24 protein-coding genes are annotated in these 26137 nt (G+C 48.0%); 21 read left to right on the top strand and 3 right to left on the bottom strand.

All coding sequences use genetic code 11. The annotated features are described in order from the left end of the window. The first annotated feature begins 175 nt into the window (after window positions 1–175). From HFD99_RS07195 to HFD99_RS07120, 16 genes are all read left to right on the top strand, one after another. The gene (locus HFD99_RS07195) at window positions 176–925 is read left to right on the top strand and encodes a YveK family protein (RefSeq protein ID WP_123796884.1); all 750 of its coding nucleotides are present in this window, start codon (window positions 176–178) and stop codon (window positions 923–925) included. Next, window positions 906–1583 carry a CpsD/CapB family tyrosine-protein kinase gene (locus tag HFD99_RS07190; RefSeq protein WP_016821242.1) on the top strand — a complete coding sequence of 226 codons (678 nt, stop codon included), beginning with the start codon at window positions 906–908 and terminating at the stop codon, window positions 1581–1583. Before HFD99_RS07195 ends, HFD99_RS07190 begins: the two co-directional genes overlap by 20 nt. 83 nt (window positions 1584–1666) lie before the next feature. Next, the gene (locus tag HFD99_RS07185; RefSeq protein ID WP_016821241.1) at window positions 1667–2365 is read left to right on the top strand and encodes a sugar transferase; all 699 of its coding nucleotides are present in this window, start codon (window positions 1667–1669) and stop codon (window positions 2363–2365) included. A 34-nt stretch (window positions 2366–2399) separates the two neighbouring features. After that, window positions 2400–3338 (top strand): GDP-L-fucose synthase family protein, encoded by a 939-nt coding sequence (locus tag HFD99_RS07180; protein WP_064962383.1) that lies wholly within the window; start codon window positions 2400–2402, stop codon window positions 3336–3338. A gap of 20 nt (window positions 3339–3358) precedes the next feature. Next, window positions 3359–4348, top strand: a complete 990-nt coding sequence (gmd, locus tag HFD99_RS07175) for a GDP-mannose 4,6-dehydratase (RefSeq protein ID WP_025364263.1) — start codon at window positions 3359–3361, stop codon at window positions 4346–4348. Window positions 4349–4462: 114 nt separating this feature from the next. Then, window positions 4463–5806: a flippase gene (locus tag HFD99_RS07170; RefSeq protein ID WP_123796885.1), complete on the top strand. Its 1344-nt coding sequence runs from the start codon at window positions 4463–4465 to the stop codon at window positions 5804–5806. Then, window positions 5793–7061, top strand: coding sequence for a zf-TFIIB domain-containing protein (locus HFD99_RS07165; protein ID WP_123796886.1), 1269 nt, complete (start codon window positions 5793–5795; stop codon window positions 7059–7061). Before HFD99_RS07170 ends, HFD99_RS07165 begins: the two co-directional genes overlap by 14 nt. Before the next feature lie 743 nt (window positions 7062–7804). Then, window positions 7805–9019: a glycosyltransferase family 4 protein gene (locus HFD99_RS07160; RefSeq protein ID WP_025364266.1), complete on the top strand. Its 1215-nt coding sequence runs from the start codon at window positions 7805–7807 to the stop codon at window positions 9017–9019. Further along, window positions 9016–10257, top strand: coding sequence for a glycosyltransferase family 4 protein (locus HFD99_RS07155; protein ID WP_123796887.1), 1242 nt, complete (start codon window positions 9016–9018; stop codon window positions 10255–10257). The genes HFD99_RS07160 and HFD99_RS07155 overlap by 4 nt, the downstream gene beginning before the upstream one ends. Then, a complete protein-coding gene (locus HFD99_RS07150) occupies window positions 10232–11044 on the top strand; it encodes a WecB/TagA/CpsF family glycosyltransferase (RefSeq protein ID WP_019686417.1) in 813 nt (270 codons plus the stop codon). The genes HFD99_RS07155 and HFD99_RS07150 overlap by 26 nt, the downstream gene beginning before the upstream one ends. A 52-nt stretch (window positions 11045–11096) precedes the next feature. Continuing rightward, entirely contained in the window at window positions 11097–12437 is a 1341-nt protein-coding gene (locus tag HFD99_RS07145; RefSeq protein WP_151255762.1) for a UDP-glucose dehydrogenase family protein, read from the top strand. A gap of 13 nt (window positions 12438–12450) precedes the next feature. Then, the gene (locus HFD99_RS07140) at window positions 12451–13428 is read left to right on the top strand and encodes an LCP family glycopolymer transferase (RefSeq protein ID WP_016821232.1); all 978 of its coding nucleotides are present in this window, start codon (window positions 12451–12453) and stop codon (window positions 13426–13428) included. A gap of 118 nt (window positions 13429–13546) precedes the next feature. Continuing rightward, on the top strand, window positions 13547–14044 hold the full coding sequence (locus HFD99_RS07135; RefSeq protein WP_016821231.1) for a hypothetical protein: 498 nt from the start codon (window positions 13547–13549) through the stop codon (window positions 14042–14044). Window positions 14045–14159: 115 nt separating this feature from the next. Further along, window positions 14160–15080 carry an ABC transporter ATP-binding protein gene (locus HFD99_RS07130; protein ID WP_045244078.1) on the top strand — a complete coding sequence of 307 codons (921 nt, stop codon included), beginning with the start codon at window positions 14160–14162 and terminating at the stop codon, window positions 15078–15080. Beyond that, complete coding sequence (locus HFD99_RS07125) at window positions 15073–15855, top strand: ABC transporter permease (protein WP_016821229.1); 783 nt, start codon at window positions 15073–15075, stop codon at window positions 15853–15855. The genes HFD99_RS07130 and HFD99_RS07125 overlap by 8 nt, the downstream gene beginning before the upstream one ends. A 260-nt stretch (window positions 15856–16115) precedes the next feature. Continuing rightward, complete coding sequence (locus HFD99_RS07120; RefSeq protein ID WP_016821228.1) at window positions 16116–17201, top strand: AI-2E family transporter; 1086 nt, start codon at window positions 16116–16118, stop codon at window positions 17199–17201. A gap of 39 nt (window positions 17202–17240) precedes the next feature. Here the strand turns inward: HFD99_RS07120 and HFD99_RS07115 are convergent, their stop codons facing one another. Further along, the gene (locus tag HFD99_RS07115) at window positions 17241–17702 is read right to left on the bottom strand and encodes a bactofilin family protein (RefSeq protein WP_107734024.1); all 462 of its coding nucleotides are present in this window, start codon (window positions 17700–17702) and stop codon (window positions 17241–17243) included. 45 nt (window positions 17703–17747) lie between these two features. Beyond that, a complete protein-coding gene (locus HFD99_RS07110; RefSeq protein ID WP_017426474.1) occupies window positions 17748–18779 on the bottom strand; it encodes a M23 family metallopeptidase in 1032 nt (343 codons plus the stop codon). Between the two features lie 122 nt (window positions 18780–18901). On the opposite strand from HFD99_RS07110, the gene cls reads away from it, so the two are divergent. Together cls and HFD99_RS07100 are read left to right on the top strand one after the other, a co-directional pair. Next, complete coding sequence (cls, locus tag HFD99_RS07105; protein ID WP_019686424.1) at window positions 18902–20332, top strand: cardiolipin synthase; 1431 nt, start codon at window positions 18902–18904, stop codon at window positions 20330–20332. 194 nt (window positions 20333–20526) lie between these two features. After that, on the top strand, window positions 20527–21471 hold the full coding sequence (locus HFD99_RS07100) for a YitT family protein (protein WP_013369852.1): 945 nt from the start codon (window positions 20527–20529) through the stop codon (window positions 21469–21471). A 68-nt stretch (window positions 21472–21539) separates the two neighbouring features. Here HFD99_RS07100 and ligD read toward each other — a convergent pair whose 3' ends face one another. Then, a complete protein-coding gene (ligD, locus tag HFD99_RS07095; RefSeq protein ID WP_017426476.1) occupies window positions 21540–22442 on the bottom strand; it encodes a non-homologous end-joining DNA ligase in 903 nt (300 codons plus the stop codon). 212 nt (window positions 22443–22654) lie between these two features. Here ligD and HFD99_RS07090 point away from each other — a divergent pair, with 212 nt between their 5' ends. From HFD99_RS07090 to HFD99_RS07080, 3 genes are read left to right on the top strand one after another with little or no spacing between them, the layout of a single operon-like run. Continuing rightward, window positions 22655–23941 carry a sulfotransferase family protein gene (locus tag HFD99_RS07090; protein ID WP_025364271.1) on the top strand — a complete coding sequence of 429 codons (1287 nt, stop codon included), beginning with the start codon at window positions 22655–22657 and terminating at the stop codon, window positions 23939–23941. After that, a complete protein-coding gene (locus tag HFD99_RS07085; protein ID WP_025364272.1) occupies window positions 23916–25841 on the top strand; it encodes an asparagine synthase-related protein in 1926 nt (641 codons plus the stop codon). Before HFD99_RS07090 ends, HFD99_RS07085 begins: the two co-directional genes overlap by 26 nt. Window positions 25842–25894: 53 nt before the next feature. Next, the gene (locus HFD99_RS07080) at window positions 25895–26023 is read left to right on the top strand and encodes a paeninodin family lasso peptide (RefSeq protein ID WP_013369856.1); all 129 of its coding nucleotides are present in this window, start codon (window positions 25895–25897) and stop codon (window positions 26021–26023) included. The last annotated feature ends 114 nt before the right edge of the window (window positions 26024–26137 follow it).

Genomic DNA, 26137 nt, shown 5'->3' with positions numbered 1-26137 from the left:
GAGGCCAACGATGATTGAGCATTGTGTGCTTATTCGCTGGCTAGACCTTCTATGCGCTATTATACAACATTTTACTATAGATTAGAGGGTCATGCATCGTTCTTTTCCCCGTCATGCAGAGGATCAGTACAAGCGTTATTCATCGAAAACAAGTCAAGCAGGGAGGACTGGTCTTGTGCAGTTGAAAGAGTACATCCGTTTGATCCGCAAAAGAATGTGGTTGATTGGTAGCATTGTACTGCTGGTGTGTACTGTAGTAGGCATAAAAAATGTATATTTTACCCCGCAGGTTTATGAAGCTACCGCCAAGCTCATTATTAATCAGACGCCACGACCGGACCGTGCAGGTGTCGTCGATTACAGTGTGGTGCAAACCAATATAGCTCTAACGAACTCCTATAAGCAAATTATGATCTCCTCGGCGATTATGGATCAGGTGGTCGCCAGCTTCCCCGATCTTAAGGTTACTCCGTCAGTTTTGGCGCAAAAATTAAGAGTAAACACCGCAGGTGATTCACAGGTCATGGATGTTACAGTCCGCGATTTATCGTATACGAAGGCTGTGAAAACCGTCAATGCGGTAGCCAAAGTATTCAAACGGCAAATCCCCTCTATCATGAAAATGGACAATGTCACCATCCTAAGCGAAGCCAGTCTGAATGACCCAGCAGTTCCCGTGAACAATAATCCCGCTATACAAATTTTTATTGCTTTTACCATTTCTTTATTACTGGGCATAGGCTTGGCGTTTTTGCTGGAGGTATTGGATGATACATTTAAAAATGAGGAGGATATTGAAAAAGAACTCGGTCTGCCTACCCTATCCCTGATTACAAAAATGAAAAAAGAAGATAGACGCTCTGACAGCTCTACTACAACTCCTAAACAGGTAGGTGAGGGACAATATGCCGCGATTAATCAATAATCAGCTCGTTACATCCTTGCATGCTCAGTCTTCCGTGTCGGAGGAGTACCGCATGCTTCGCACTAACATCCAGTTTTCCTCTATAGACGAGCCGATTGAGGTGATGATGGTGGCGTCCGCTCAGGCGGGTGAAGGCAGAACAGTCACGATTAGCAATTTGGCTGTAACCTATGCGCAAGAGGGAAAAAAGGTGCTGGTTATGGATATGGATCTGCGTCGGTCCTCCTTGCATCATATGTTTGGTTTGCGCAATCATACAGGGCTGACACGGGTACTTGCCAATCAACAGACATGGCAGGATGTGGTTCAGGAAACCGGGATTGATCATCTGCATGCAATCACAGCTGGACCGAATCCACCCAATCCGTCCGAGATGCTCAGTTCCCGTAGAATGAAGGCTCTACTAGTTGAGCTAAAAGAACATTATGACGTGATTCTGATGGATACGCCACCCCTGCTGCCTTTTCCGGATGGCCTCATTGTAAGTGCCATGTGTGATGGTGTCATTTTGGTAGTACAGGCAGGGAAAGTCAAAAAGGATGTCGTTAAGAAGGCGAAGGCAAATTTAGAAAGAGTTAAGGCGCGCATTCTGGGTGTAGTGCTCAATAACGTGAAGCGCCGCGCCGAGCGTGGTATGGAGGAACGCAATCTGACATGAAAAATCGGGGAAAATAAAAGTATATAAAATTCTTTTAACAATGAATAAATAATATTTATCAATAAGGAGTGAGGTGATGAGACGTGTCTTCTTCCCGCTCGAACGAGGCCAAAGTGCTGGGCGCGTCAGTAGATGTATATTCGGTCGCTCATGGGCTTGAACGACGACAAGGATGGAGCGTATATCCGTTCGTGAAGCGAAGTATGGACATTATACTGTCTTTTATTGGAATCATCGTACTGTGCCCGGTATTTCTGCTCGTCATTTTGTTGATCAAGCTGGAGGACCCCAAAGGAAGTGCATTATTTTATCAAATACGTATTGGTAAACATGAGCGACCGTTTCGCATGATCAAATTTCGTTCCATGGTGTCTGATGCCGAAGCCAGATTGTCTGCATTGCTGGTGGAAAATGAAATTGAGGGTGCGATGTTCAAAATGCGGGACGATCCCCGAATTACCCGTGTGGGTCGCTTTCTTCGCAGAACGAGCATCGACGAACTACCGCAACTCTTCAATGTACTACGTGGGCATATGAGCCTTGTAGGACCCAGACCCCCATTGCCAAGAGAAGTCCATGATTACACCATGAGGGATAAGCTGCGTCTGACGGTTACACCGGGCTGCACCGGATTATGGCAGATCAGCGGTCGCAATCATCTAAGCTTTGACCAGATGGTAGAACTGGATTTGGAGTACATATCTAGACGGAGTTTCCGCACGGATATGATCATCATGCTGAAAACATTTCGTGTGCTGCTGGGCTCCAAGGATGCTTATTAAAGTCAATTTTAATAAAGAGGGGTAGGAGAGAAGGATGGAGCTTCATTCCAACATTTATGTGGCAGGGCACAATGGACTGGTGGGTTCCGCTATTGTCCGAGCGCTTCAGAAAGCGGGATATCGTCATATTATTACTCGCACAAGCCGTGAGCTGGATCTGCGCAATAAAGAGGCCGTAGATCATTTTTTTGATACAGAACCTGTGGATTATGTATTTCTGGCAGCAGCCAAGGTGGGCGGGATTTTGGCCAATAACGAATATCCGGCCGATTTTATCCGTGACAATCTGCTTATACAAACAAATGTGATTGATGCGGCATACCGGAAGAATGTAAGCAAGCTGTTATTTCTAGGCTCTACCTGCATCTATCCCAAATTTGCTCCACAGCCGTTGCGAGAAGAATATCTGCTTACAGGTGAGCTTGAGCCTACCAATGAGGCCTATGCGGTTGCTAAAATTGCCGGGATTACAATGTGTCAGTCCTACAACCGTCAGTATGGAACCCGTTTTATTTCGGTGATGCCTACGAATTTATATGGTCCGGGCGACAATTTTGATCTCCAAACCTCTCATGTGCTGCCTGCGCTGATCCGCAAGTTTCATGAGGCAAAGCTGAATCAATCTCCGACTGTAGAAGTATGGGGCTCCGGTACGCCTCGGCGAGAATTTCTTCATTCGGATGATTTGGCTGATGCTTGTCTATTTCTGATGAATAACTATGAGGGAAATGAGATTGTAAATATCGGTGTGGGTGAGGATATTTCCATCCGTGAGCTGGCTGAACGAGTCAAGAATGTAGTCGGCTATGAGGGCGAAATTACTTTTAATACATCCGTTCCTGACGGAACGCCGCGTAAGTTGGTAGATGTATCCCGGATTTCCGGGCTGGGCTGGTCGGCGCGTATTTCACTAGAAGAAGGATTAAGGTCTGTATACCAGGCGTTTCAAGGTCTGGATCTGGTTGAACAATAAATAACGGTGGGGGAATTGGAATGAAAAAAGCGCTGATCACTGGGATTACCGGACAAGACGGGTCTTATCTGGCTGAGTTGCTGCTGTCCAAGGATTATGAGGTGTACGGGGTGCGCAGACGAACCAGCACGCCGAACTTTGAAAATGTAGCGCATATCCAGAATGACATTCACTGGCTTTCCGGTGATATGACCGATCTGGCTTCGCTGATCGAAGCCGTCCGTCAGTCCGACCCGGATGAGGTCTATAACTTGGCTGCTCAATCCTTTGTAGCGGCCTCATGGCCGCAGCCCTTGGCTACAGGGCAAATCACAGCATTATCTGTTACCAATATGCTGGAGGCGGTTCGAATTGCTAAGCCGGATGCACGCTTTTATCAGGCTTCAAGCAGCGAGATGTTCGGTAAGGTACTGGAGACGCCGCAGACAGAAACGACCCCATTTTACCCACGTAGTCCTTATGGTGTAGCCAAGGTGTACGGCCATTGGATTACAGTCAACTACCGCGAAAGCTTTGATATGTTTGCTTGCTCCGGTATTTTGTTCAATCACGAATCACCTCGCCGAGGGCTGGAGTTTGTAACACGCAAAGTGTCGGATGCAGTAGCTCGTATCAAGCTGGGATTGCAGCAGGAGCTGCGCATGGGGAATTTGGATTCACTGCGAGACTGGGGTTTTGCAGGGGATTATGTAAAGGCGATGTGGCTGATGCTTCAGCAGGATCGACCAGATGATTACGTGATTTCTACAGGAGAAATGCATTCTGTGCGTGAACTGCTGCAAATTGCTTTTTCTCATGTAGGTTTAAATTACGAGGATTATGTGGTGATTGATCCGCAATTTGTTCGACCGGCAGAGGTAGATCTATTGCTTGGCGATTGTGCCAAGGCGAAAGAAAAGCTGGGCTGGCGATTGGAAGTCGGCTTCGACCAGCTCGTTCGTATGATGGTGGATGCAGACTTGGAGCGTGTAAAAAGACAGGCTGCAGTTGAAGCTTCTGTCGTCGTGTAAGAGGTGGAGAGGCCGCCCGCCTGGCCGGGGGGTCTCTTCGTTGTACATGATTTCAGCTGTATGACAGATCATAAAGCAATGTTTGAGGTCATTTTTCAAGATGGAGTAGAACCTATGACATTAGTCAAGAAACGTGCCAAACCGCGCAGAAGCTTGCTGGTGAATACCTCCTGGCTGTTCGGTGACAAAATGATTCGCATGGTGTTCGGGCTGGCAGTCAGTATCATCATGGCGAGAGTGTTGGGACCAGAGGAACTGGGAAAATGGAATTATGCGGAATCCTTTTTCGGGATGTTCCTGATTTTCACGACCCTTGGCTTTGATTCTATATTAGTACGCGATCTTGTCAAACATCCCAAGGATGAGCACGAGCTATTGGGTACGGCAGTTCTGTTGAAGTTGTTAGGTACTCTGGTAGCGATTGTACTGTCTTATTCCTTTATTTCACTGCTCAGACCGGAAGACAGTTCAGTACGGCTAATCAATCTGATCCTGGCTACGGCCTCGGTATTTCAGTTGTTTGATATTATCGACTACTGGTTCCGTGCGCAGATGTTGTCCAAATATACGGTTGTTGCCAAGAATACCGCCTTTGTCCTCGGTTCCACCGTCAAAATCATTCTATTATTGTCCGGTATTCCAGTTTGGGCAGTGGCGTTGTGTGCTCATGGAGAGTTTCTGCTGGGAAGCCTGCTACTGCTGTATTTCTTCCATAAGGAAGGGCGGCGTGTGAACAAGTGGACGTTCCGCATCGCAACTGCTCGGCGAATCATGGATCACAGCTGGCCGCTTATTTTGTCCTCCTCTGCTGTATATGTACAGGCACGAATTGATCAGGTCATTATCGGAGAATTGTTGGGAAACGAGGCTGTCGGGCAATACTCCGTTGCACTCCGACTCATCGAGGTGTTGGGCTTTATCCCGGTCGTGCTAACGACAGCTTATGCCCCGGTGGTGACGCGTTCCAAGCAGAAAGGAAGCGACGAATACAGACGGACGTTGTCTAACGTGTATCGGCTGATGTTTATATGCTTTCTTGTGACCTCAGTCCCCTTATTTTTTCTATCCCAATGGGTAGTCGTTGTGCTGTATGGGAGAGAGTTTGCTGAAGCAGGCTCGCTGTTGTCACTGTTTGCGATTCGTCTATTTTTCACCAACTTTAGTGTCGCCAAAAGCTTGTTTATCACCAATGAAAATTTGTTCAAATACACGCTGCTGACCTCGATAATAGGTGCGGTTACGAATATAGCTTTCAATTACGCGCTGATCCCATGGCTTGGTGTCCGAGGGTCCTTAGTGGCGACGATTTTGTCCTTTACGATATCTGTATTTCTATTGGATTTGTTGTTTAAGGAAGTCAAAGCCAATTTGGGTTGGATGATGAAGTCAATCCTGACCTTCTGGCATGTTCATATTACAGTACCGAAAGTTGGAGAGAACAATCATGATACCGATTAAACCATTTGTTCGGCATGAGGAACAGTGCCCGCATTGTGGAGACACGTTACGTGCTGGAGAGGTGCTGTGGCAGGGAATCCACGTATGTGTCAGTACTAAGTGTGAGGGTTGCGGACGTGAATATCTCGAGGACATGAGGGTTGGTCATGCGACGTATTCACCTTATCGTGTAGAAATGCCTGACTATATCCTGACCGGTAATGCGAAGTCAAGAAAATGGCTCGGAGAGCCTCTGCGGCAATCGTTGATGAATCCATCCTATGATTTGGCAGTTGGTATGACCGTGCATAAAATGAAAGCTTCTTCGCGGGTGATCATCATCAACACTATAGATTATTTATATGGTCATGCGTTGCTCAAGCTGCTGAATGTTCAGCGCGAATACGAGCAATCACCGGAAATGGGGATCATCGTTATTGTGCAAAAATCGCTGGAGTGGATGGTGCCGGCATATGTGTCTGAAATTTGGACGGTCGATGTCCCGTTCAACAAGGCGCGAAACTTTTATCCTCTGCTACATCATCGGATGATTGAGGAATTGATACGTTTTGATGAGGTGTATGTCAGCCCGGCATATTCACATCCCAGCCAGTTTGAAATTGAGCAATTTACAGGTGTCACTCGTTATGACGAGGAACGTGAGTCGGACCCACGCATTACCTTTGTATGGAGGGAAGACCGCTTGTGGAGCGGCAGCCATCATATTGCCAGAGCAGTGCAAAAATTTCCACAACTCAAACGTGGCCTAAAACCGCTAATTTATCATCAACGCAGCAAAATCATTGGACTGTTCCGCAGACTGAGAGAAAGCTTCCCTGATCATTGCTTTACAGTTGCGGGACTTGGGCGCACGGGAAGCTTCCCAGCATGGATTGCTGACGAGCGCGTCTCACGCTTCGATCGGGATAGTGAAAAGCGGGTATGCGAGGTATACGCAGCCAGCCGATTAGTCATTGGTATTCATGGCTCCAATATGCTGCTGCCTTCTGCACATGCAGGTATGACGATTGATTTGATGCCTAAGGACCGATGGGGCAATTATGCCCAGGACATTTTATTTCACGAAACGGATCATCGGCTTACAGCCTACAAATATCGCTTTGTACCGATGGAATCGAGCGTGAGCTTGGTGGCGGATATGGCAGCGGCCCAGCTTAAAGGGGCAGACCATTTTAATATGCAGATGATGGAGGAAAGACAACGGCAGGGGGAACATTCAAGTTGGAGGGGAAAGGCCGCTACGGGAAGGATTTGATCTTCCGATCGCTGTTGACGAGGGATTCCTTAGGTTGAATAAAGCCCTATAGAGAGCGGAATCCCACGGGGAATATGCTTTCGAAGCGAGCTTTCCTTCGGAAAGCTTTGAGGCGAACGCTGACGATTCTCCAGATTCAAATCCTTACCCTCCGCTACCCACCGTCGCCAAAAAAGATTTTCCCCCAGCCTATAAGGTGGGGGAGGGTAAGAGCCGCCTGGCAATAGCTTCGCCCTATCGCCGCGAACTTCACGCCGGGCATGTGTGCCGGTGTATTAATGCTCTTTATAGTCCTCTCTCAAGGTGAGAGAGCTTGATGAATAGTACTCACAGCAAGCAACAATCAAGTCTAGTTAGGGCATCTTGGTCAGCCTAGCAGTAGTATAGCCATGCTTGCTTGTGAGCGTGCCATAACGTGCCAAGCTTACAAGCTGTTTGACGAAGTCAACGCCCTGCATGCATTCGCACACGTTTATCCGCAGCGATGGCACTTCATGCCCAGCATTCCCTTTTTTAAGATGGGGTGACTTTATGGAAACGGCGGTCAGCAGCGGAGTGGATGGAATCGTTCTGAAGAAGCGATAGCGTTCGCCTTTATCCCCGGATTTTACCCTTTAAAGGGTTTATATAAATCAGATGAAATCCGGGGATAACAGCGATCGGAAGAATGATCCATCCGCGTAGCGGACTCTAACCCCCGCGTGCCATAACTCACCCAATATGAAATGGCAGGAGTACTGATGATGATTCCAAAAATATTGTATCTTCGCAACTTTGCCAGCAAGGTGAATGGAGCCTCATACAATTTGCAGGAAGTCGGCTTGGGCAAAGCGCTCGTCCGTAAAGGCTACGATTGCGATATTGTTTACTACAACGATCGTAAGGAGACCCATCTGGAACAAGTCTATCGTCACGCAGGCTGCACCTTGCGCATTATCTGGCTGCACGGTTTCAAGTTTTTAAGCAACAGCATCTACAGAGATGTTCTCAAAGATTCTTTTCTGGCAGCTTATGATCTGGTTATTACTACAGAATACAACCAGATCATGACCTACCTGCTTTCCCGCAAATGTCCCGATAAGCTGGCGCTGTATCACGGTCCATACCGGGATAATACGCATGCGCTGATCCGCAAACTGTACGATGTTATGCTGCTGCCTAAGGTGACAAAGTCTCTACGCCGAACCTATGTCAAATCCGATCTTGCCAAGCGCTATCTGGAGAATAAAGGCTTTGACAACGTGATAACGATTGGGGTCGGACTGGACCGCAGCAATGTAGAGAAAGGATTCAACAGTGACGACCAAAGCGGAGAGCGTGAGGAAAACCGTGAGGTTGCGAATGAACTGCGTCGGATCGGTAATCGCCCGGTGTTGCTGTATGTCGGTGTGCTGGAGGAACGGAGAAATATACGTTTTATGCTGAATACGTTCAAAAGAGTACTCCAAAAGCATCCCGGCTGCCTTTTGTTAATGGTTGGGGATGGACGAAAGATAGATACGGATCGTTATTGGGCTTATGCTGAGCAACTGGGGTTGACGGATAGTATTATACATTTTCCAAGAGTGGAGCAACGTCATCTGTGGCAGATTTACGGAGCAGCGGATGTGATGCTGTTTCCGACCCAATACGATATTTTTGGCATGGTGCTGCTGGAAAGCATGCTGTTCCGTGTCCCGATTATTTCTTCGGTGAACGGTGGCTCGGTTACCTTGATTGAGGACGGAGTGAGCGGAGTGATGCTGAGAAGCTTTTCGGAGGAGGAATGGGCTGGTCGTATAGGCACATTGCTGGATGATGCTGGGCTTAGACGAAGTCTGGCCGAGCAAGCGTTTCTTACGCTCGAGCGTATGTCGTGGGATCGGATTGCGGATGAAATCATAAGCCAGCAGCGGATCAAACCCATAAGCTCCAATCACGCTATGCAATCAACACAGGAAAGTGGGGCGGCCACGTGAGTCAACAGGTTAGCAGACGAATGACCCCGCCTGTAAGCAAAGTACTGATCATCCATAACTATTATCAGCAAAGTGGGGGAGAAGACAAGGTTGTCGAGCAGGAATCGGCTATGCTGCGTTCCAGAGGAATAGAGACGGAGCATTACTATGTGCATAACGACAGCATTCAAAGCAAAGGATTGGCCAACATGGCAAAGCTGGCGGTAGAGGCAGCCTGGTCCTTCCCAGAATTCAAAAGGATCAAAGAGCTGCTTTTGCGGGTGAAACCGGATGTGGTACATGTGCATAATTTTTTCCCGGTCATATCCCCATCGGTCTATCATGCCTGTGAACGGCTGGGGGTTCCGGTTGTCCAGACACTGCATAATTACAGGCTGATTTGTCCGGCGGCAACCTTTATGCGAGGGAATGAAGTTTGTGAAAAATGCCTGCACGGCACGCTGCTGCACTCCATCCGTCATGGATGTTACCGAGGCTCACAGCTGCAGACGATTCCGGTGGCGGCGATGATTAAGTTCAACGAGCTGATCGGCACATGGCTGCACAAGGTAAGTCGCTATATTGCGCTGACGGAGTTTGCACGGGACAAATTTGCCGAAAGTGGCATTCCGCTGGATCGCATCGCAGTAAAACCGAATTTTATCCATCATCAAACAGTCAAAGCCAAGTATGACCCCAATGATCGTTATTTGTTGTTCGTGGGCCGGATTTCAGCTGAAAAAGGGGTTCGCAATCTGTTGCAAGCCTGGTCACAGCTGGAAGATCGAGGTGGATTGAGACTGGTCATCATTGGCGATGGTCCGCAAAAGGCTGAACTGGCTGCTGCTTATTCGCAGGAAGACATTCGGTTTCTCGGCAAGCAGGATGGAGACACGGTGCTGGATTGTATGAGCCGAGCCATGTATGTGATGGTGCCTTCCATTTGGTATGAAGGTTTTCCGATGACGATTGTAGAGTCCTATTCCGTGGGAACGCCGGTATTGTGCAGCCGAATCGGCGCATTGGAGGAAATCGTGGAGGACGGAGTGACGGGCTTCCATTTTCAACATGATGATCTGGAAAATATAAAGACCGTGATTCGCCGTGCAGTAGCCTATGAGAACTATGCAGCTATGAGACAGAAGGTGGCGGAAAACTATGCAGCACACTATACGGAAGAAGTGAATGTGAAGCAACTGCTGGCGATATATAGCGAGGCCATGGAGGAATGTGATGATGAAGCAGCTGCCCCAGTATAGAGTCGGAAGGATTGCGAGCACAGATGTTGCAGCACTGACGTTTCAGGAGACGGTACATACGCTGGAACAATGGGCAGTCGGACGAAAGGACAGCTATGTATGTATTTGCAACACCCACTCCATTGTCACGGCCGGGAATCATCCCGAGTTCCACGAAGCGCTCACTCAGGCTGATTTGTGTACTCCAGACGGTATGCCACTGGTATGGGCACTCAAGCTGTACGGGTTCGAGCGTCAGGATCGAGTAGATGGTCCCAGTTTGATGCTCAAGTTGTGCGAACGTGCGCCACAAACGGAGGTGAGCGTATATTTTTACGGCAGTACGCCGGATACGCTGGATAGCTTAAAAGACAGGGTAGGACAGGATTACCCTGGAATTCGTATCGCGGGCAGCTTTTCACCGCCATTTCGTGAACTTCAGCCAGAGGAGGAGAAGCGGATCATTGAGGAAATCAATGCTTCAGGTGCGCATCTCATATTCGTCAGTCTGGGCTGTCCGAAGCAGGAAATCTGGATGCATCGCAACAAGGATCGTATCCGTGGCGTGATGGTTGGAGTAGGGGCTGCCTTTGACTATATTACAGGCAAGGTTCGCAGACCGCCGCTAATGATACAAAGGTTGGGACTGGAGTGGCTGTACCGTCTGCTCTGTGAGCCAAAGCGTTTATGGAAGAGGTATGCCTATAACAATCCAATGTATATCTATCGTTTTCTCAAATCCTATCGGCATAATAAAAGGCTCACGCTCTATCATAATCGGCATACAGGGAGAGGCGTAGAGAAGTGAAGCAGGGCAAAAGTACAGTGAAATGAGACAGCATGTAAAAGGGGGAATTGGTTTGAAACTATGTGTTATAGGTGCCGGGTATGTCGGACTGGTGTCAGGGGTCTGTTTTGCCGCGCTTGGCAATAACGTCGTCTGTATCGATCAGAATGAAGACAAAATTCGTCAGCTGCGTGCAGGCGGAGTACCGATTTATGAACCAGGCTTAAAGGCTCTAATTAAAGATAATGTCGAGCAGGGCCGGCTAAGCTTCACAACAGATACCGCAGCTTCAGTGCAGGCAGCTGAAATTGTTATTTTGGCGGTGGGTACGCCTTCATTGCCGAGCGGCGAAGCCAACTTGTCTTATATTGAAGAAGCAGCGTGCGAGGTGGCAGCTGCCATGAATGGCTACAAGATCATAGTTACCAAAAGCACGGTGCCTGTCGGAACGAACGAGCGTATTCAAAATTGGATCGCTAGCCGCACGAACTATCCTTTTGGTGTCGCTTCGGTTCCTGAATTTTTACGAGAAGGCTCGGCGGTCATGGACACCCTACAGCCTGATCGAATCGTCATTGGAGCTTCCGATCCGCATGTATCCGCAGTGCTAACTACTCTGCATGAGCCGCTGACAACGAATATTTTAACCACGGATATCCATTCGACCGAGATGATTAAGTATGCGTCGAATGCTTTTTTGGCGACCAAAATTTCGTTCATTAATGAGATTGCGAATATTTGTGAAAAGGTGGGTGCAGACGTTACACGCGTGGCACACGGTATGGGACTGGATCAGCGGATCGGTTCCTCCTTTTTGTCTGCTGGTATCGGCTATGGTGGTTCGTGTTTTCCCAAAGATACGCAGGCTTTAATTCAAATTGCAGGCAACGTGGATTATGAATTTAAGCTGCTGAAATCCGTGGTAGAGGTGAATCAGGGACAACGTTTTAACGTGATTCGCAAGCTGAAAGAGGCACTGGGTGAGCTGGAAGGGGCTACGATTGGCATATGGGGGCTGGCCTTTAAACCAAATACAGATGACGTAAGAGATGCCCCGGCGCTGGATATCATACAGTCGCTGCTGGAGGCAGGGGCACACATTCGTGCATATGACCCGATCGCTACCGCTAACTTCCGCCGATTACTGGACAGCTCGGAAATAAAGTGGGCCGATAGCGCACGAGAAGCAGCAGAAGGATGCGATGCATTATGTCTCTTGACGGAATGGGAGGAGTTTGGTGAGGTCGGACTGGGTGAGCTGAACGAGCTGATGAAGTATCCCATTATGATTGACGGGCGCAATGTGTACAGCGAAGAACAAATCAGACAATCTGCCTTTGCATACTATTCTGTCGGCAGGCCACAGATGAACAATCTGGATATAGATCGTCATCAGTCTGTAGTGAATCCGTAAAGGGAGGCTGCGTATGAAACGATGGCTGAAGGTGACATTGGGGGCTGTGGCGTTATTGGTTGTAGGAGGTGCCGCCTATACCGTCTATGTGTATCATTCCTTTAAAACAGCGGCAAATGCGATGTATCATCCGCGCAGCATCGTGCAGCCCGGAGCGGTCTCTACCCTTGCAACGGGCGGAGCAGGGCGCTCCGTAGGTACAGACACTGGATCAAGTACACCCAATCCGGCAGCCATCTCTCAGTTCAAGCCGTTCACCGTGCTGGTGCTGGGTGTTGATCGGCGACCGCACGATCCAGGACGATCGGATACGATGATCGTTCTATCTGTGAATCCCGCCAATGGTTCGATGTTGATGTTCAACATTCCGCGTGATACGCGAACAGAGTTGGTCGGTAGAGGGCGTGAGGACAAAATCAATCACGCGTTTGCTTTTGGGGGCGTGGATATGTCGATCCGTACGGTAGAGCATTTTTTGAATCACCCGATAGATTACTATGTACAAATGAATATGGAAGGGTTTGCGAAAATGGTGGACCTTGTGGGAGGAGTGGAGGTCTACAATCCACTTGATTTTCAGTATGAGGGGCATCATTTTGCGCAGGGGAATTTGAACTTGAACGGAACTGAAGCATTGGCCTATGCCCGTATGCGATTTGATGATCCGCGTGGGGATCTCGGAAGAAACGCCCGCCAGCGAGAGCTGCTCAAGCAAATTCTTGCCCAGTCCATCAGCAAGGAAGGGCTATTGCGAGTAAAACCGATACTAGAGGCAGCGGGGGAGCAGATTCGCACAGACATTAGCTTTGACGATATGAAGACCTTCCTGACCCGGATCGGCCCGTCTCTTAAGCAGACGGATACCGTTGAGATAAAGGGACATGGGAGCAAAATTAACGGTGTGTATTATTACATCGTAGATGAGCAGGAACGCCAACGTATCCATGGAGTGCTGGAGAAGCATTTGCTCACCACTCCCGCATCACCTTAGGCATCCCTTATATAGGCGAATGTCCTTTAGGGAGACCCTGTTATTCTCTTCTAAACTTCTCTTGTCCCACATACATCTGTAGAGTATTCGGTACAGTCCGACAGAGGGAGGGACAGGTGTGCTGCTTAGAAGGAGAGCGGCTTCGGCGTTCGTCCGTAAGCTACTGTATTTTGCAATCATATGTGGATTGCTATGGCTACTGTGGATGGGTCTGCGTGGGGTGATGTCTACAGGGGAAGGGGATCAAGCCGTAGAAGCGCTGAACGAGTTCTACACGATGGAGCAATCGGGGAATTTTGGCGGCTCATGGGAGCTTTTTCATTCACAAATGAAGAAGAAATTCGAGAAGTCCACGTATGTGCAGCAGCGTGCGCACGTTTTTATGCAGGATATGGGGACGGATACGTTTACGTTTGAACTGGGGGAGCCGCAGGCTGAATATGACATTCGTACCGATTCGAATGGGGAAGATTTAGGGAAGGTCTACCGTATTACGGTCACTCAGCACTACAAGACCCGATTCGGTACTTTTGATATCGTACAGCCTTGTTATGTGACGCAGGAAGATGAGGAGTGGAGAGTGCTTTGGATATACAAGGAGAAGGAACAGACGTGATAAGGTGCTCCCAAAGGTGTTTCTGACAGGATAAATATGGTACAATACTTCCAAAACCGGAAATGTACAGTAAAATGGATGACAGCTTCACTCCGGGTGGAAGGAGTTTCATAGCATGCAGCAAGCGACAGGGCAGGTTCCCGTCATACGGATGGAGGGTGTGAGTAAAATCATTTCCTCAAAAGCGATCGTGGACAATCTGACACTGGAGGTTCCGGCAGGACAGGTATTTGGTTTCCTCGGACCGAACGGTGCAGGAAAAACGACCACCATTCGTATGATGGTTGGCCTGATTTCGATCAGCAAGGGTGATATTCATATTTGCGGAGACAGCATTAATACCGATTTCGAAAAGGCTGTTTCCCATGTCGGTGCGATTGTTGAGAACCCGGAGATGTACAAGTTTTTGACAGGCTATCAAAATTTGCAGCATTTTGCGCGAATGTCTCCCGGGGTGAGCCAAGAGCGTATAGACGAAGCGATTCGTCTGGTGGGACTCGGAAACCGAATTCATGATAAAGTCAAAACCTACTCGCTCGGGATGCGGCAGCGACTCGGGGTAGCTCAGGCGATTTTACATCGACCGAAGCTGCTTGTGCTGGATGAGCCGACCAATGGCTTGGACCCGCAGGGTATTCGTGAACTGCGGGATTATTTGCGTCAATTGACCCGTACCGAAGGAATTACCGTGTTTGTATCAAGCCATTTGTTGTCCGAAATGGAGCTGATGTGCGACCGCGTGGCCATTATTCAGAGCGGACGATTGGTTGATATTAAGCAGTTGAAGAATACAGAGGGAGAAGTGCAGACGGCGGAAATTGCTTTTGAAGTCAATGATGCTGAGCAAGCCTATACGCTTGCTGGAGCCGGGCGCGTCGAAGGCAATCAACTACTGCTTCATCTGGAGCGGGAACAGATTGCAGAGATGAACAGTCTGCTGGCTGCAAATGGAGTCAAGGTGTATGCGATTCGCCCGGTTGCCCGTACGTTGGAAGATCAATTTTTGGAAGTGACGGGAGGCGGGGCCATTGGCTGATTTCTTCAAGCTGGTACATAATGAAAATCTTAAAATCTACTTGCGTGTGCGCACATGGATCATGCTGGGGCTGCTGGCGGTCATCACCGCTGTGATTCCGATGCTGATTTCTCTAGTTTCTGATCAGGTTAGTGTGTGGGATGGCATCGCATTGACAACGTTGTTTACATTTTTCCTCAATACGACGTTTACGGTCATTGTAGCTGCTGATTCGGTGGCTGGCGAATTTACATGGGGAACGATTAAGTTGCTGCTCATCCGCCCTTGGACTCGCAGCAAAATTTTGTTGTCCAAGTATATATCGGTGATTTTGTTCAGCTTGCTTGGAACAATCGTTTTGGTCTTGATGGTTACGCTATCCTCCTGGCTGATGTTATCGAAAGACGCACCAGCGGGCTCTGTTCCGCTGTTCAGTGATCCGATATCTTACGTAACGCTGAACTTCTTGTATAGCTATATCGCCTTATTCGTGACCATGGCTTTTGCATTTATGTTATCCGCGGTGTTTCGTTCGAGCGCTTTGGCGATTGGTTTGTCCTTGTTTATGATGTTCACCAAAACGGTGTATAACTCTATTGGCTTGTTCAGCACAGATCGTTTTGAATGGACCAAATACGTACTCTTTACGCATATGGATCTGAAAAAATATCTAGATATGCCGCCGGGTACAGTAAGTTCCAATCTAACCTTTTCGCTCGCCGTGCTGGCCGCTTATTATGTGGTTTTTATCGCGATTGCCTGGGTGGTTTTCGTAAAACGCGATGTCTCCACCTAAACACGTATCTCTTAGCATGTGTGATTGAATGACACGAGGATTTTGGCAAAATGCTGAGATCACAAAAAGGAAGTCCAATGCCTAGCCATTTGGACTTCCTTTTTTGCTATGTTGGCACTGTTTTATTCAGTATCTATGTCATTTTTGCTACATATTCTGTAAGTGTGGGTATATTGTAATCTATTTTCAGCAAGAATCAATCAATAGGGTCGGTTTGCGTTTAAAGAAGTAGAGAGAAACAGAACAGGGGGGCGTATGATATGCTGCAAAATAATCGTTTTTTTCGTCTGACTTCAGGAATCGTCATGATATTGCTTATCATTTACTTGGGCACCAAAGTAAGCTTTATATTCAGTCCTCTTGTATCCTTGGTCAGCTTGCTGGTTGTACCGTTGATGCTATCTTTTTTCCTCTATTATTTATTGAGACCGATTGTAGATGTCATGGAACGGAGAAAAATCAAACGATCGATTTCCATATTGCTGATTTATTTGGTTATTGGCGTGTTACTGTTCCTCTTCTCATGGGGAGTGTGGCCTACGCTCCGTGATCAGGTAACCAATTTATTTGAGAACGCGCCGAAGCTTATTAAAAGTCTGGTTGATCAATTGAGCCAATGGCGGCATAATCAATCCTTGAGACAAGTACTGCCTCCGGGTGAAGACCCGCTGTCACAACTGTCAGATACGTTAAACGAAGCTTTTTCAACGCTATCAGATTATTCGGTAAAGTTGGTATCGTTCGTATCCTACTTTTTTATCGTATTGGCTACCTTTCCCATATTGCTCTATTACATGTTGAAGGAAGGGAGCAAGTTTGGTCCCAAAATGCTTAACTTCTTTCCTAAAAAGTATCATAAGGACGCGCTGGAAGTTATGGAGGATATTGATAGTGCGCTCAGCAGCTTTATCGTCAGTCGAGTGCTGATCAATGTCGCGTTGGGCTTGATGATGTTCCTTGGATTTTTGATTATTGGTTTGCCTTATGCCTTGCTGCTTGCCGTTATTTCGATTTTCCTTAATTTTATTCCCTATGTGGGGGCAGTAGCTGCTTCTATACCTGTGGTTATCATTGGATTTCTCGAATCGCCTTCCATGGCGCTCTGGTCGCTGGTGGTGGTGATCGTTGCACAGCAAATTCAGGATAATTGGCTGTCGCCGATTGTCTTTGGCAAGCAGCTGGACATTCATCCGTTGACTGTCGTCATTTTATTGCTAGTTGGTGGCGACCTGCTCGGGATCTTGGGTATCATTTTGGTTATTCCATTATATATGTGCGGCAAAATCGTCATACGCAAGGTGTACCATTTATTTTTGGAACGCAGAGTGGAGGATATTATGGAGTGATTGGAGGATGTACTGTATATATAGGAGTATAAGCCGGCCCTATCCCGCTTCAGGTTGTAGGGAGGCTTGGCTGTCCTCTATGTCTTGGCTGAAACTGGATTGATTTTCATCCTCTGATTTCTCTATAGCAGCTGGCGACTCTGCATCCATAGTTTGGTTCATTTGACTTGTGCCGTTCAGTACGCCGCCTTCAGAAATGACCAATGTAGGGGTCGCCGTATTTCCGTACAGTTCGCCTGTCGATGTAATGGTCAGCCGTCCTTCTGTGGTGATGCTGCCGAATACCTTGCCGGCAAGAATGACGTCCCGTGCAATAATGTCCGAACGTACAACTGCTGATTCTCCAATGACGACAGTGCGAGTGCTGTAGATATCGCCCTGAAAATGACCGTCAATGCGAATGTTGGCCTCTGCCTCAATCGTACCTTCAAAGCTGGTGCCGTTCGCGAGCAGTGTATCCGTCGCCGGGGTGGAGAGCTTTTTTTTGGATTCCTTGAACATGATCGTTTTCCTCCAATCCTTTATTGTCGGTATTTTGCAAAAAACTTATTGTACATACAGCAATGGATCGACAGGTTGGTTATGCTTGACGATCTGAAAATGAAGATGAGGTCCTGTGCTTCTCCCGGTACTTCCCAGCAGGCCAATGGTCTGTCCTTTGTGAACACGGTCCCCCGGAGCCACCTGCATACCGCTTAGGTGCATATACCAGCTTTGGAGTCCGTCAGGATGCTGAATGATGATGCACTTGCCGCGAGCTCCGCTGGAAGCGGCCTCCAGCACAGTGCCTGCCCCTGCTGCATAGACAGGATCACCGGATTGACCGGCAATGTCCACGCCTGAGTGAAAAGCGGATTTCCCTGTAAATGGGTCGCTGCGATAGCCGAAACTGGAGGTCATGCGCCGCGAACCAACAGGCCAAATGGAGGGCCTGCCTTGTTCAGCAAGTGCCAGTCTTCGGGTCTGGAGCAGCTGCGCGGCTTGTTGGCGCTCCAGGTTCTGCTGTACGGCGTTTGCCTGTTGAATAGAGCGCGGAACCGTGCGCTCCACTGTGTCCAGCAGAGCTTCGATTTCCTGAAAATCATCCATGGCCTGGCGGGCTAGAAGAGCTGTATTTTCATGCACTGCGATCAATTCACCCCCGGTATGGCCGGAAGCATCCCAGGAGAGGGGGGTGATGGTTGATTTATTACTGCTGGCGCTGGAGGAATTTCCGTGTTTACGAATGAATTGCTGCATTTGTTGTTCCAGCTCAGTTACACGCTGGAGACGTTCGCGAATACTGGTGGCTTGATTCGTCAGCTCCATGACTTCCTGCCGCAGTCGCCCAATGGCTGCGTCTTTGTCTGCTACCGTGACCTCCATCTGCAAACTCTGGACAGCAAGATTGGTTTCCATTTGGGAAATAATATGGGAAGAACGGATTTGCAGCCCGATCACGAGCGTAGAGATTGATGCGATCACAAGGGTCGGGACGAGAATGACAGCGGCTGCGGAGCATTGTAGCTGCTTGGGCGGTTGCTGTGCATCCCGAATGACAAGCAGGGTCATCCGGCGATTTAGGCTTCCTTTTTTCATAATCGCTCCTTTCCGGACATCGCTCCTATAGTGCTTGGTTACTATCTATTCAGCTTAAGAGGCAAACATGTCAAAAAAATTGGAGCTTTGTATAAAACGTAGATATATAAGGAGGCTTAGACATGCTGTGGTTGCTGTTGGTTTTAATTATTTTTATTTTTCAGACCGGGACGATTCTGCTCTTTGAATTTCGCAAGCCGTCCAAAGCGGTAGCCTGGCTCTTTATTTTGTTTTGCTTCCCGCTTATTGGTTTTGTGGTGTACTATTTTGTTGCTCAGGATTACCAGAAGCGTAAAGTGGTTCGTAAAGCAGGATCGCAGCTATTTCGTGAATTCCGTGAACATCTGTGGGCGCAAACCAAGGTGATTGAAAATGTAGAGCAAATGCACAATCCCCATTTCAAGCATCAGGAGCGTCTGTTTAACCAGTTGATTCGTATGTCGGAAAACCCGTTGACTGGCTGCAACCGTACACGTGTGCTGACGAACGGGGAAGAGACTTTCGACGCCATGCTGAAAGCGATGGAACAGGCACAACATCATATCCATGTGGAGTTTTACATATTTCGGGCAGACGAAATCGGGAAAAAATTTCAGGAGGTCATGATCCGTAAGGCACGCGAGGGAGTTAAGGTACGATTCATTGTGGACGGCGTAGGGAGCTACCATTTACCCTATTCATTTATTCGCACCTGTAATGAGGCTGGGGTCGAATTTCATTATTTTCTACCGCCGTTTTTCGCCACGCTGGACCGCCGGATTAACTATCGCAATCACCGGAAAATCGTGGTGGTGGATGGCACGATCGGATTTGTGGGGGGAATCAATGTAGGCGACGATTATCTCGGAAAGTACCCCAAAGTGGGATTTTGGAGGGATACGCATTTGCAGATTGAAGGAGATGGCGTTTATTTTCTGCAAAATGTGTTTCTTAGCGATTGGAAGCTGGCTTCGGGGGAGAGGCTAATGGACGTGAATTTATTTCCTCCACATACCTGCACAGGGGATGAGGAAGTACAGATTTTGAGCAGTGGGCCCGATCAGGTATGGGATACGATTCAGGAATTGTGCTTTGGAGCGCTTACGGTTGCCAAAAAGCGGATTTGGATAACGACGCCGTATTTTATTCCCGATCCGGGGATTTATGAGGCACTGAAGCTGGCGGCCGTCAGCGGCATAGATGTGAAAATTATTATTCCCTACCAATCAGATTCGAAACTGGTCCACCTGGCGTCACTGTCCTATGTGCAAGAACTGCTGGAGGCAGGAGTGGAGTTCTACCAATATCGAAAAGGATTTATTCACGCTAAAGTGGTGATTGTGGACGATTTGCTCGGCTCGGTTGGGACCGCCAATATGGACATGCGTAGCTTTTTCTATAATTTTGAGTTGACCGCTGTACTTTTTGCAACTTCGGCGTTGGAACGGCTATCGGCAGATTTTGTAGAGGACATTTCCAACTCTTCCAAAATAGATTTGAACGTGTTCCGCAGACGCCCTCGATCTCAAAAAATAGCTGAAATTCTAACTCGCATGCTCTCTCCCCTCCTTTAGAGGCGGTTTTCGCCGTTTTTATCAATATAATCCCGCTTTATTGTGATTTATGTGCTCTTTGCTAACTTTTTTGCGCAAAATCACAGTTTTATGATATACTAATCACATAACTAAGCGCCGTAAAGGAGAGGGGACTGCGGAGAGCAGCCCCTTTTTCGGTCCAATATACCATACTGTAACGGGGGGATTTATATATGAGTGTAGTGAGCAAGGAAGTCCAAAATCTGTCTGAGATCACAGATGTAACCGGAGAGTTGACCAAGATCAGCAAAATTCCAGCTAATCCAAAGAACAAAGTAAAACGCTTATTGCAGCGTGCAGCCATGATCGTGGTTGGTGCAGCGCTGATGGCCGTGGGATTGGAAATATTCCTGGTTCCTAACGGCGTTATTGACGGCGGCGTTACAGGTATTTCCATTATGGCCTCCAAGATTACTGGTTATCCGCTCGGTATTTTCCTGACCCTGTTGAACCTTCCATTTTTACTTATCGGCTACAAACAAATCGGTAAAACCTTCGCTTTATCCACATTATTCGGCATCGTCGTTATGTCCATCGGAACTGCGTTACTTCACAATGTAAGTGCATTGACGCCTGGGGAACCGCTGCTTGGCGCTATCTTCGGGGGTGTCATTCTCGGCGTGGGAGTGGGTCTTGTGATTCGGTCCGGCGGCTCGCTGGATGGGACAGAGATCGTGGCTATTCTCGTCAGCGAAAAAACTCCTTTTTCGGTCGGTGAGATCGTATTGTTCGTTAATATTTTCATTCTGGGAAGTGCGGGTTTTGTATTCGGTTGGCCGAATGCCCTGTATTCCATGATTGCTTATTATATTGCTATGAAAATGATTGATATTACAATTGAGGGTCTGGATCAGTCCAAATCGGTCTGGATTATTAGTGATAAATACCGTGATATCGGAGATGCCCTGACGGACCGTCTTGGACGGGGGGTAACTTACCTGGAAGGTGAAGGCGGCTTTACAGGCGAGAGCAAAAAAGTGATTTTCGTCGTCATTACCCGACTGGAGGAAGCGAAGCTCAAGAGCATCGTTGAGGATTGGGACCCGCACGCCTTCATTGCAATTGGTAATATTCACGATGTGAAGGGCGGACGTTTTAAGAAAAAAGGAATACACTAGCGCAAGGGGACAATTTCTCAGCCTATGGCTGCGGGGTTCGTCCCCTTTTTTGTGCTTCAAAGCATGGATCAGGTTGGGTGTGTTTTGGAGCGCATATGTTTGAGGAGGTCCTCTACGGGCTGGGGAGGCACCTTGTCGATCAAGTCGCCTACCTGGTTTAACCGTTCCTCAATATTTAGTAAATGGTAATCAAGTGGTGACACATCTTGCCGTACCTCTTCCCAGGTTAGCGGAGTCGAGACCGTAGCACCGGGACGTGCCCGAGGAGTATAAGGAGCGGCTAGGGTTTTTCCCTGATAATGCTGCAAGTAATCAAAATAGATGGCTGTTCCACGATCCTTCTTTAACCGTTCCAGTGTGAACAGATTCGGGTGCTTTTCCGTCACAAATTGTCCAACCAACAGTCCGATGCTGCGTAGCTCGTCAAAGGTGATGCCTGTACGGATCGGGACGATAATTTGTACACCTGTGGCCCCGGAGGTTTTGGGGACAGAGTCCAACCCCAGCGAAGCCAATACTTCGCCTACAATGGAGGCGGCCTCCATAATACGTGGCTCGACTTCTCTGGATGGATCCAGATCAATCATCCATTCACAGGGCAGTTGGCTTCCTGTTCTGTGCAGAGAGGGATGAAATTCCAACGCAGCTTGATTACCGAGCCAGAGTAGTTGGGGCAGCTTGCCAAGCACGATATACTCAATGCCATCATGCAGAGCGGTTTCAATATAGTCTGGCCGAGGATGTGGGGCATTTTTCTGATAAAAAAAATCTCCATGGATACCATGTGGCCAACGGATGACAGTCAATAGACGCTGATGACAATATTTGAGCAGGTAGGGGGCCAATACCGCAAGCTTGCGAAGATATAGCGCCTTAGTTACACCTGCTTCGGGCCACAGCGGTTTATCCGGGTTTGTGATTGCAATTTCATGACCTTCAATCGTAATCGTACCTTTAACAGCTCGTCCCATAGTGCTATGCTCCTTTGGTTAACATGCAGCAAGATCATTATTTACAGACAACTGGCAGCATTTCTACATCTACATAAGGTTTAACATGAGCGTGCAGCACAGAATTTATCCATCAAAGGGATTGACAAGATACATTATGTATCATAAATTATAATAAAAATACGATATGTATCTATTAAAACGTCTTGAGCAGAGGTAGAGGAGGAGTGTGCTTGATTGAAAAGCAGGGCGGAAAGCTAGTATTTCTGTTGAGTGTCCCTCGAAGTGGAAGCTCGCTGCTAACCGCCATTTTGCAAAACCATTCCCGTCTGTTTGCCACGCAGGAAATGTGGTTTCTGCTCAGTTTATATGATCTTCCTCAGTCACATGCACGGCCATATGGAGGAACAGGAATACTCCGGCAATTTTTTAAAGGTATGGTCCCTCCACATGTATTGGAGCAGGCCGCTCGTTCGTATGCACTTGAAATATATAATGGCCTGCTTCAGGGGACGACCGCTGATATGCTTATCGACAAATCACCGCGTTACTATACAGTGCTTGAATTTGTAGACCGTTTGTTCCCGGCTGCCCGTCGAGTGTGGCTTATCCGCAATCCTTTGTCCATCGTGGCCTCGTTTAAAAAGGTCAATCAGCTCCGAAATGGGAACTTTCACCTGCTGAAGGAACTGGGAAGTCCGCATTTTAATATGAAAATGACAGATATTACGGTTGGTTTGTTCCGGTACGCTCATTATTTTGCCACACCTCATCCACTTGCATACCCGCTGATGTATGAACAGCTCGTAGCCAATCCAAGGATGGAGATTGAGAAGCTGTGTCATTTTCTGGAGATCCATTATGAGCCGGGGATGGAAAGGTACGGGAACTTTGCGGATACGCCCCAATCCAATCTTTTTTATAGCATGGGAGCGGGTGATCCGTTTGTCATGGAGCATGAACAGGCGCATCAGAATTCGGTACATAGTTGGCAATATCTATTGAGTACAATGGAAATTGAACTGTATTGCAGAAGTATTGGAGCTCGCTTGTTTAGGCAGCTTGGTTACGGAGAAGCGCTGGAACAGGCTGAGCAGTTGACGGGAGTCCGCTTTGAGGATGACCCGGATGTAGAGCTGTTGAGTCGACGTACACACCAGTTCCTCCAACAAAGTGGCTTTGAATGGAAGGCAGCTTATCGGATGCTGGAAGAACAGGATGCAGATAACAAAGTATTCATGACAAATGCAACCTGTCATGCTGCACCTCACAACCCGGCAAGGATGGATATGGCACAGATCGTGAGTGATCGACGAATTCAATCACTGGAAAACAGACTGGCACATAGCTTTGAGGAACGGAACCGGCTGATCGCGCAGCTCCAAAGCTATCAGCGCCCAAGCCAAGGATTCCGGTCCCATTTATTGGCCCGTAAGTTCGGGCGCTGGGCGTCTGAAGTATTATCAAGTATCGGAAAAGAAAAGGGGGGAGAACGTGAGTGCAATTGCCGGAATCTATAGATTTGGGCATGAGTCTGTATATGCTGAAGAAGGCGAAAAAATGATGCAAACTCTGCAAAAATATCCCGCTGACCGCGTGTGCGCTTGGTGTGAAGGTTCGATTTTTTTGGGATGTCATGCCCAGCATGTGACCCCAGAATCTGTTCATGAGCGTCTTCCCTTTTATGATGAGCTAAGAGATTTGGCTATAACGGCCGATGCGATCATTGACAACCGTTCTGAGCTGTTTGAACGACTAGCAGTTGAGCAGGGGCGGCGGATAGATATCACGGACAGCGAGCTGATTTTACTGGCATACGACAAATGGGGTGTTGATGCAGCAGGTTATCTGATAGGTGATTTTGCCTTTGTCATTTGGGATGCTAAGAAACATCGGTTATATGGTGCTAGAGATATGACAGGCAATCGTACGCTGTACACCTACCAACATGACGGAGGATTTGCGTTTAGCACGGTAGTCGCTCCGCTATTGGTTCTGTCCTCTCTGCGAAAAGAACTGCATGAACCATGGCTGGCCGAATTCTTATCTATCCGTGCAATGCAGGAATCCGTCGATATCGGGACAACCGCCTACAAGCATATCAACCAACTGCCTCCTGCACATTGGTTCACTATGGAAGAGGGAAAGCAATCGCTCTGTAAATATGCATGTCTGGATGAGGTAGAGCCGTTGCGGCTCAAAACAGGCGGCGAATACATAGAAGCTTTCCGTGAGGTATTCTCCCAGGCGGTAACTGCCCGATTACGGACGCATCGCGCTGTAGGGGCTGCCCTGAGTGGGGGATTGGATTCCGGAGCGGTTGCCAGCTTTGCCGCGCCATCGCTGCACTTACAACACAAGCCGCTACATGCCTACAGCTATGTACCTGTTCAAGATTTTACAGATTGGACACCGCCTACATTGCTGGCAAATGAACGCAGCTATATTCAGTCCACCGCTCGCTATGTGGGCAACATTCGTGAAAATTATATGGATTTTGAGGGGAAAAGTCCGTTTTCTGAAATTGATATGTGGCTGGAGTTGATGGAGGCTCCCTACAAATATTTTGAAAACTCCTTCTGGATTAGAGGTTTTTATGAGAAAGCACAGGAACATAATGTCGGAGTTCTGTTGACTGGGGCACGGGGCAATTTTACCGTATCGTGGGGGCCTGCACTGGACTATTATGCCCGTCAGTTTCGCCGTTTGCATTGGCTGCAATCTTGGCAGGGAGTGAGGCGGTATAGCAAGCTTACAGGCAGTCGTATGTCTCATTTACTGCCCGTGATGTTGAAAAAAGCCACCTCACTTGACGCTCGCACATGGTGGGGACGTGGCAAGCAAAGTCCGATTCCTTCACTGATTCACCCGGAGTTTGCCAAGCGGATGAATGTAGAAGATATTCCCGTATTGAGTGGAACTGGCTGGAGAAAAAATGCCGATCAGACAAGAAAAGAGAAGTTTTCAAATTTGGCGATTGCCAACAAAAATGGTGTCATGGCGACCAAACTTTCACTCCGTTATGGCCTGTGGGAACGTGATCCGACCGGGGACAGCCGTGTCATTCGCTTTTGCTTATCGGTACCTTTTGAACAATATGTACAAAATGGCCGGGACCGTGCCCTCATTCGTAAAGCTATGCGTGATCATCTCCCCGATGATGTTCGGTTGAACCAGCGAGTACGCGGCGTACAGCCTGCGGATTGGCTACATCGTATGCTTCCTTGCTGGGACACGTTTATGGGAGAGCTGCAAGTGATGTGTCATGATTTACGAGCTGCCGAATATCTCAATATGGACTACATTAAGACGGCTATGGCGAAATACCGACATCCCCGTCCGGACCAGGCATCCGATCCGAATATACGACTATTCATGCACAGCCTGATCGTGTACCGTTTTCTCTGTGGTTTGAACTGATTTGGATCTAACCGATCAGACGGCGTGCCATTCGTGGGAGGGGAGGTGATGAGATGAGTAAAAAAGAATGGCAGGAACCGACGATTGAGGTGCTGGATATTAACCAGACTATGGCGGGTAAAGGCTGGAAACAGATTGATTGGGTGTCAGACCATGATGCCGATCTGTATAATCCGAGCTAACGGAAGATAATTATACATGAGCCGATGTTGGGCTGAGATCCAAATAGCTTACTGATCATGAGCCGTCTTTATTTCATTCGGGTTAGGTTGGACCGGAAGAAATAAAGACGGAAT

This window comes from Paenibacillus sp. EKM301P (genome assembly GCF_011800295.1).
Classification (GTDB): Bacteria; Bacillota; Bacilli; order Paenibacillales; family Paenibacillaceae; genus Paenibacillus; species Paenibacillus polymyxa.
The sequence above is the reverse complement of the archived record's forward strand: the minus strand, read 5'-3'. Positions and strand labels throughout refer to the sequence as shown.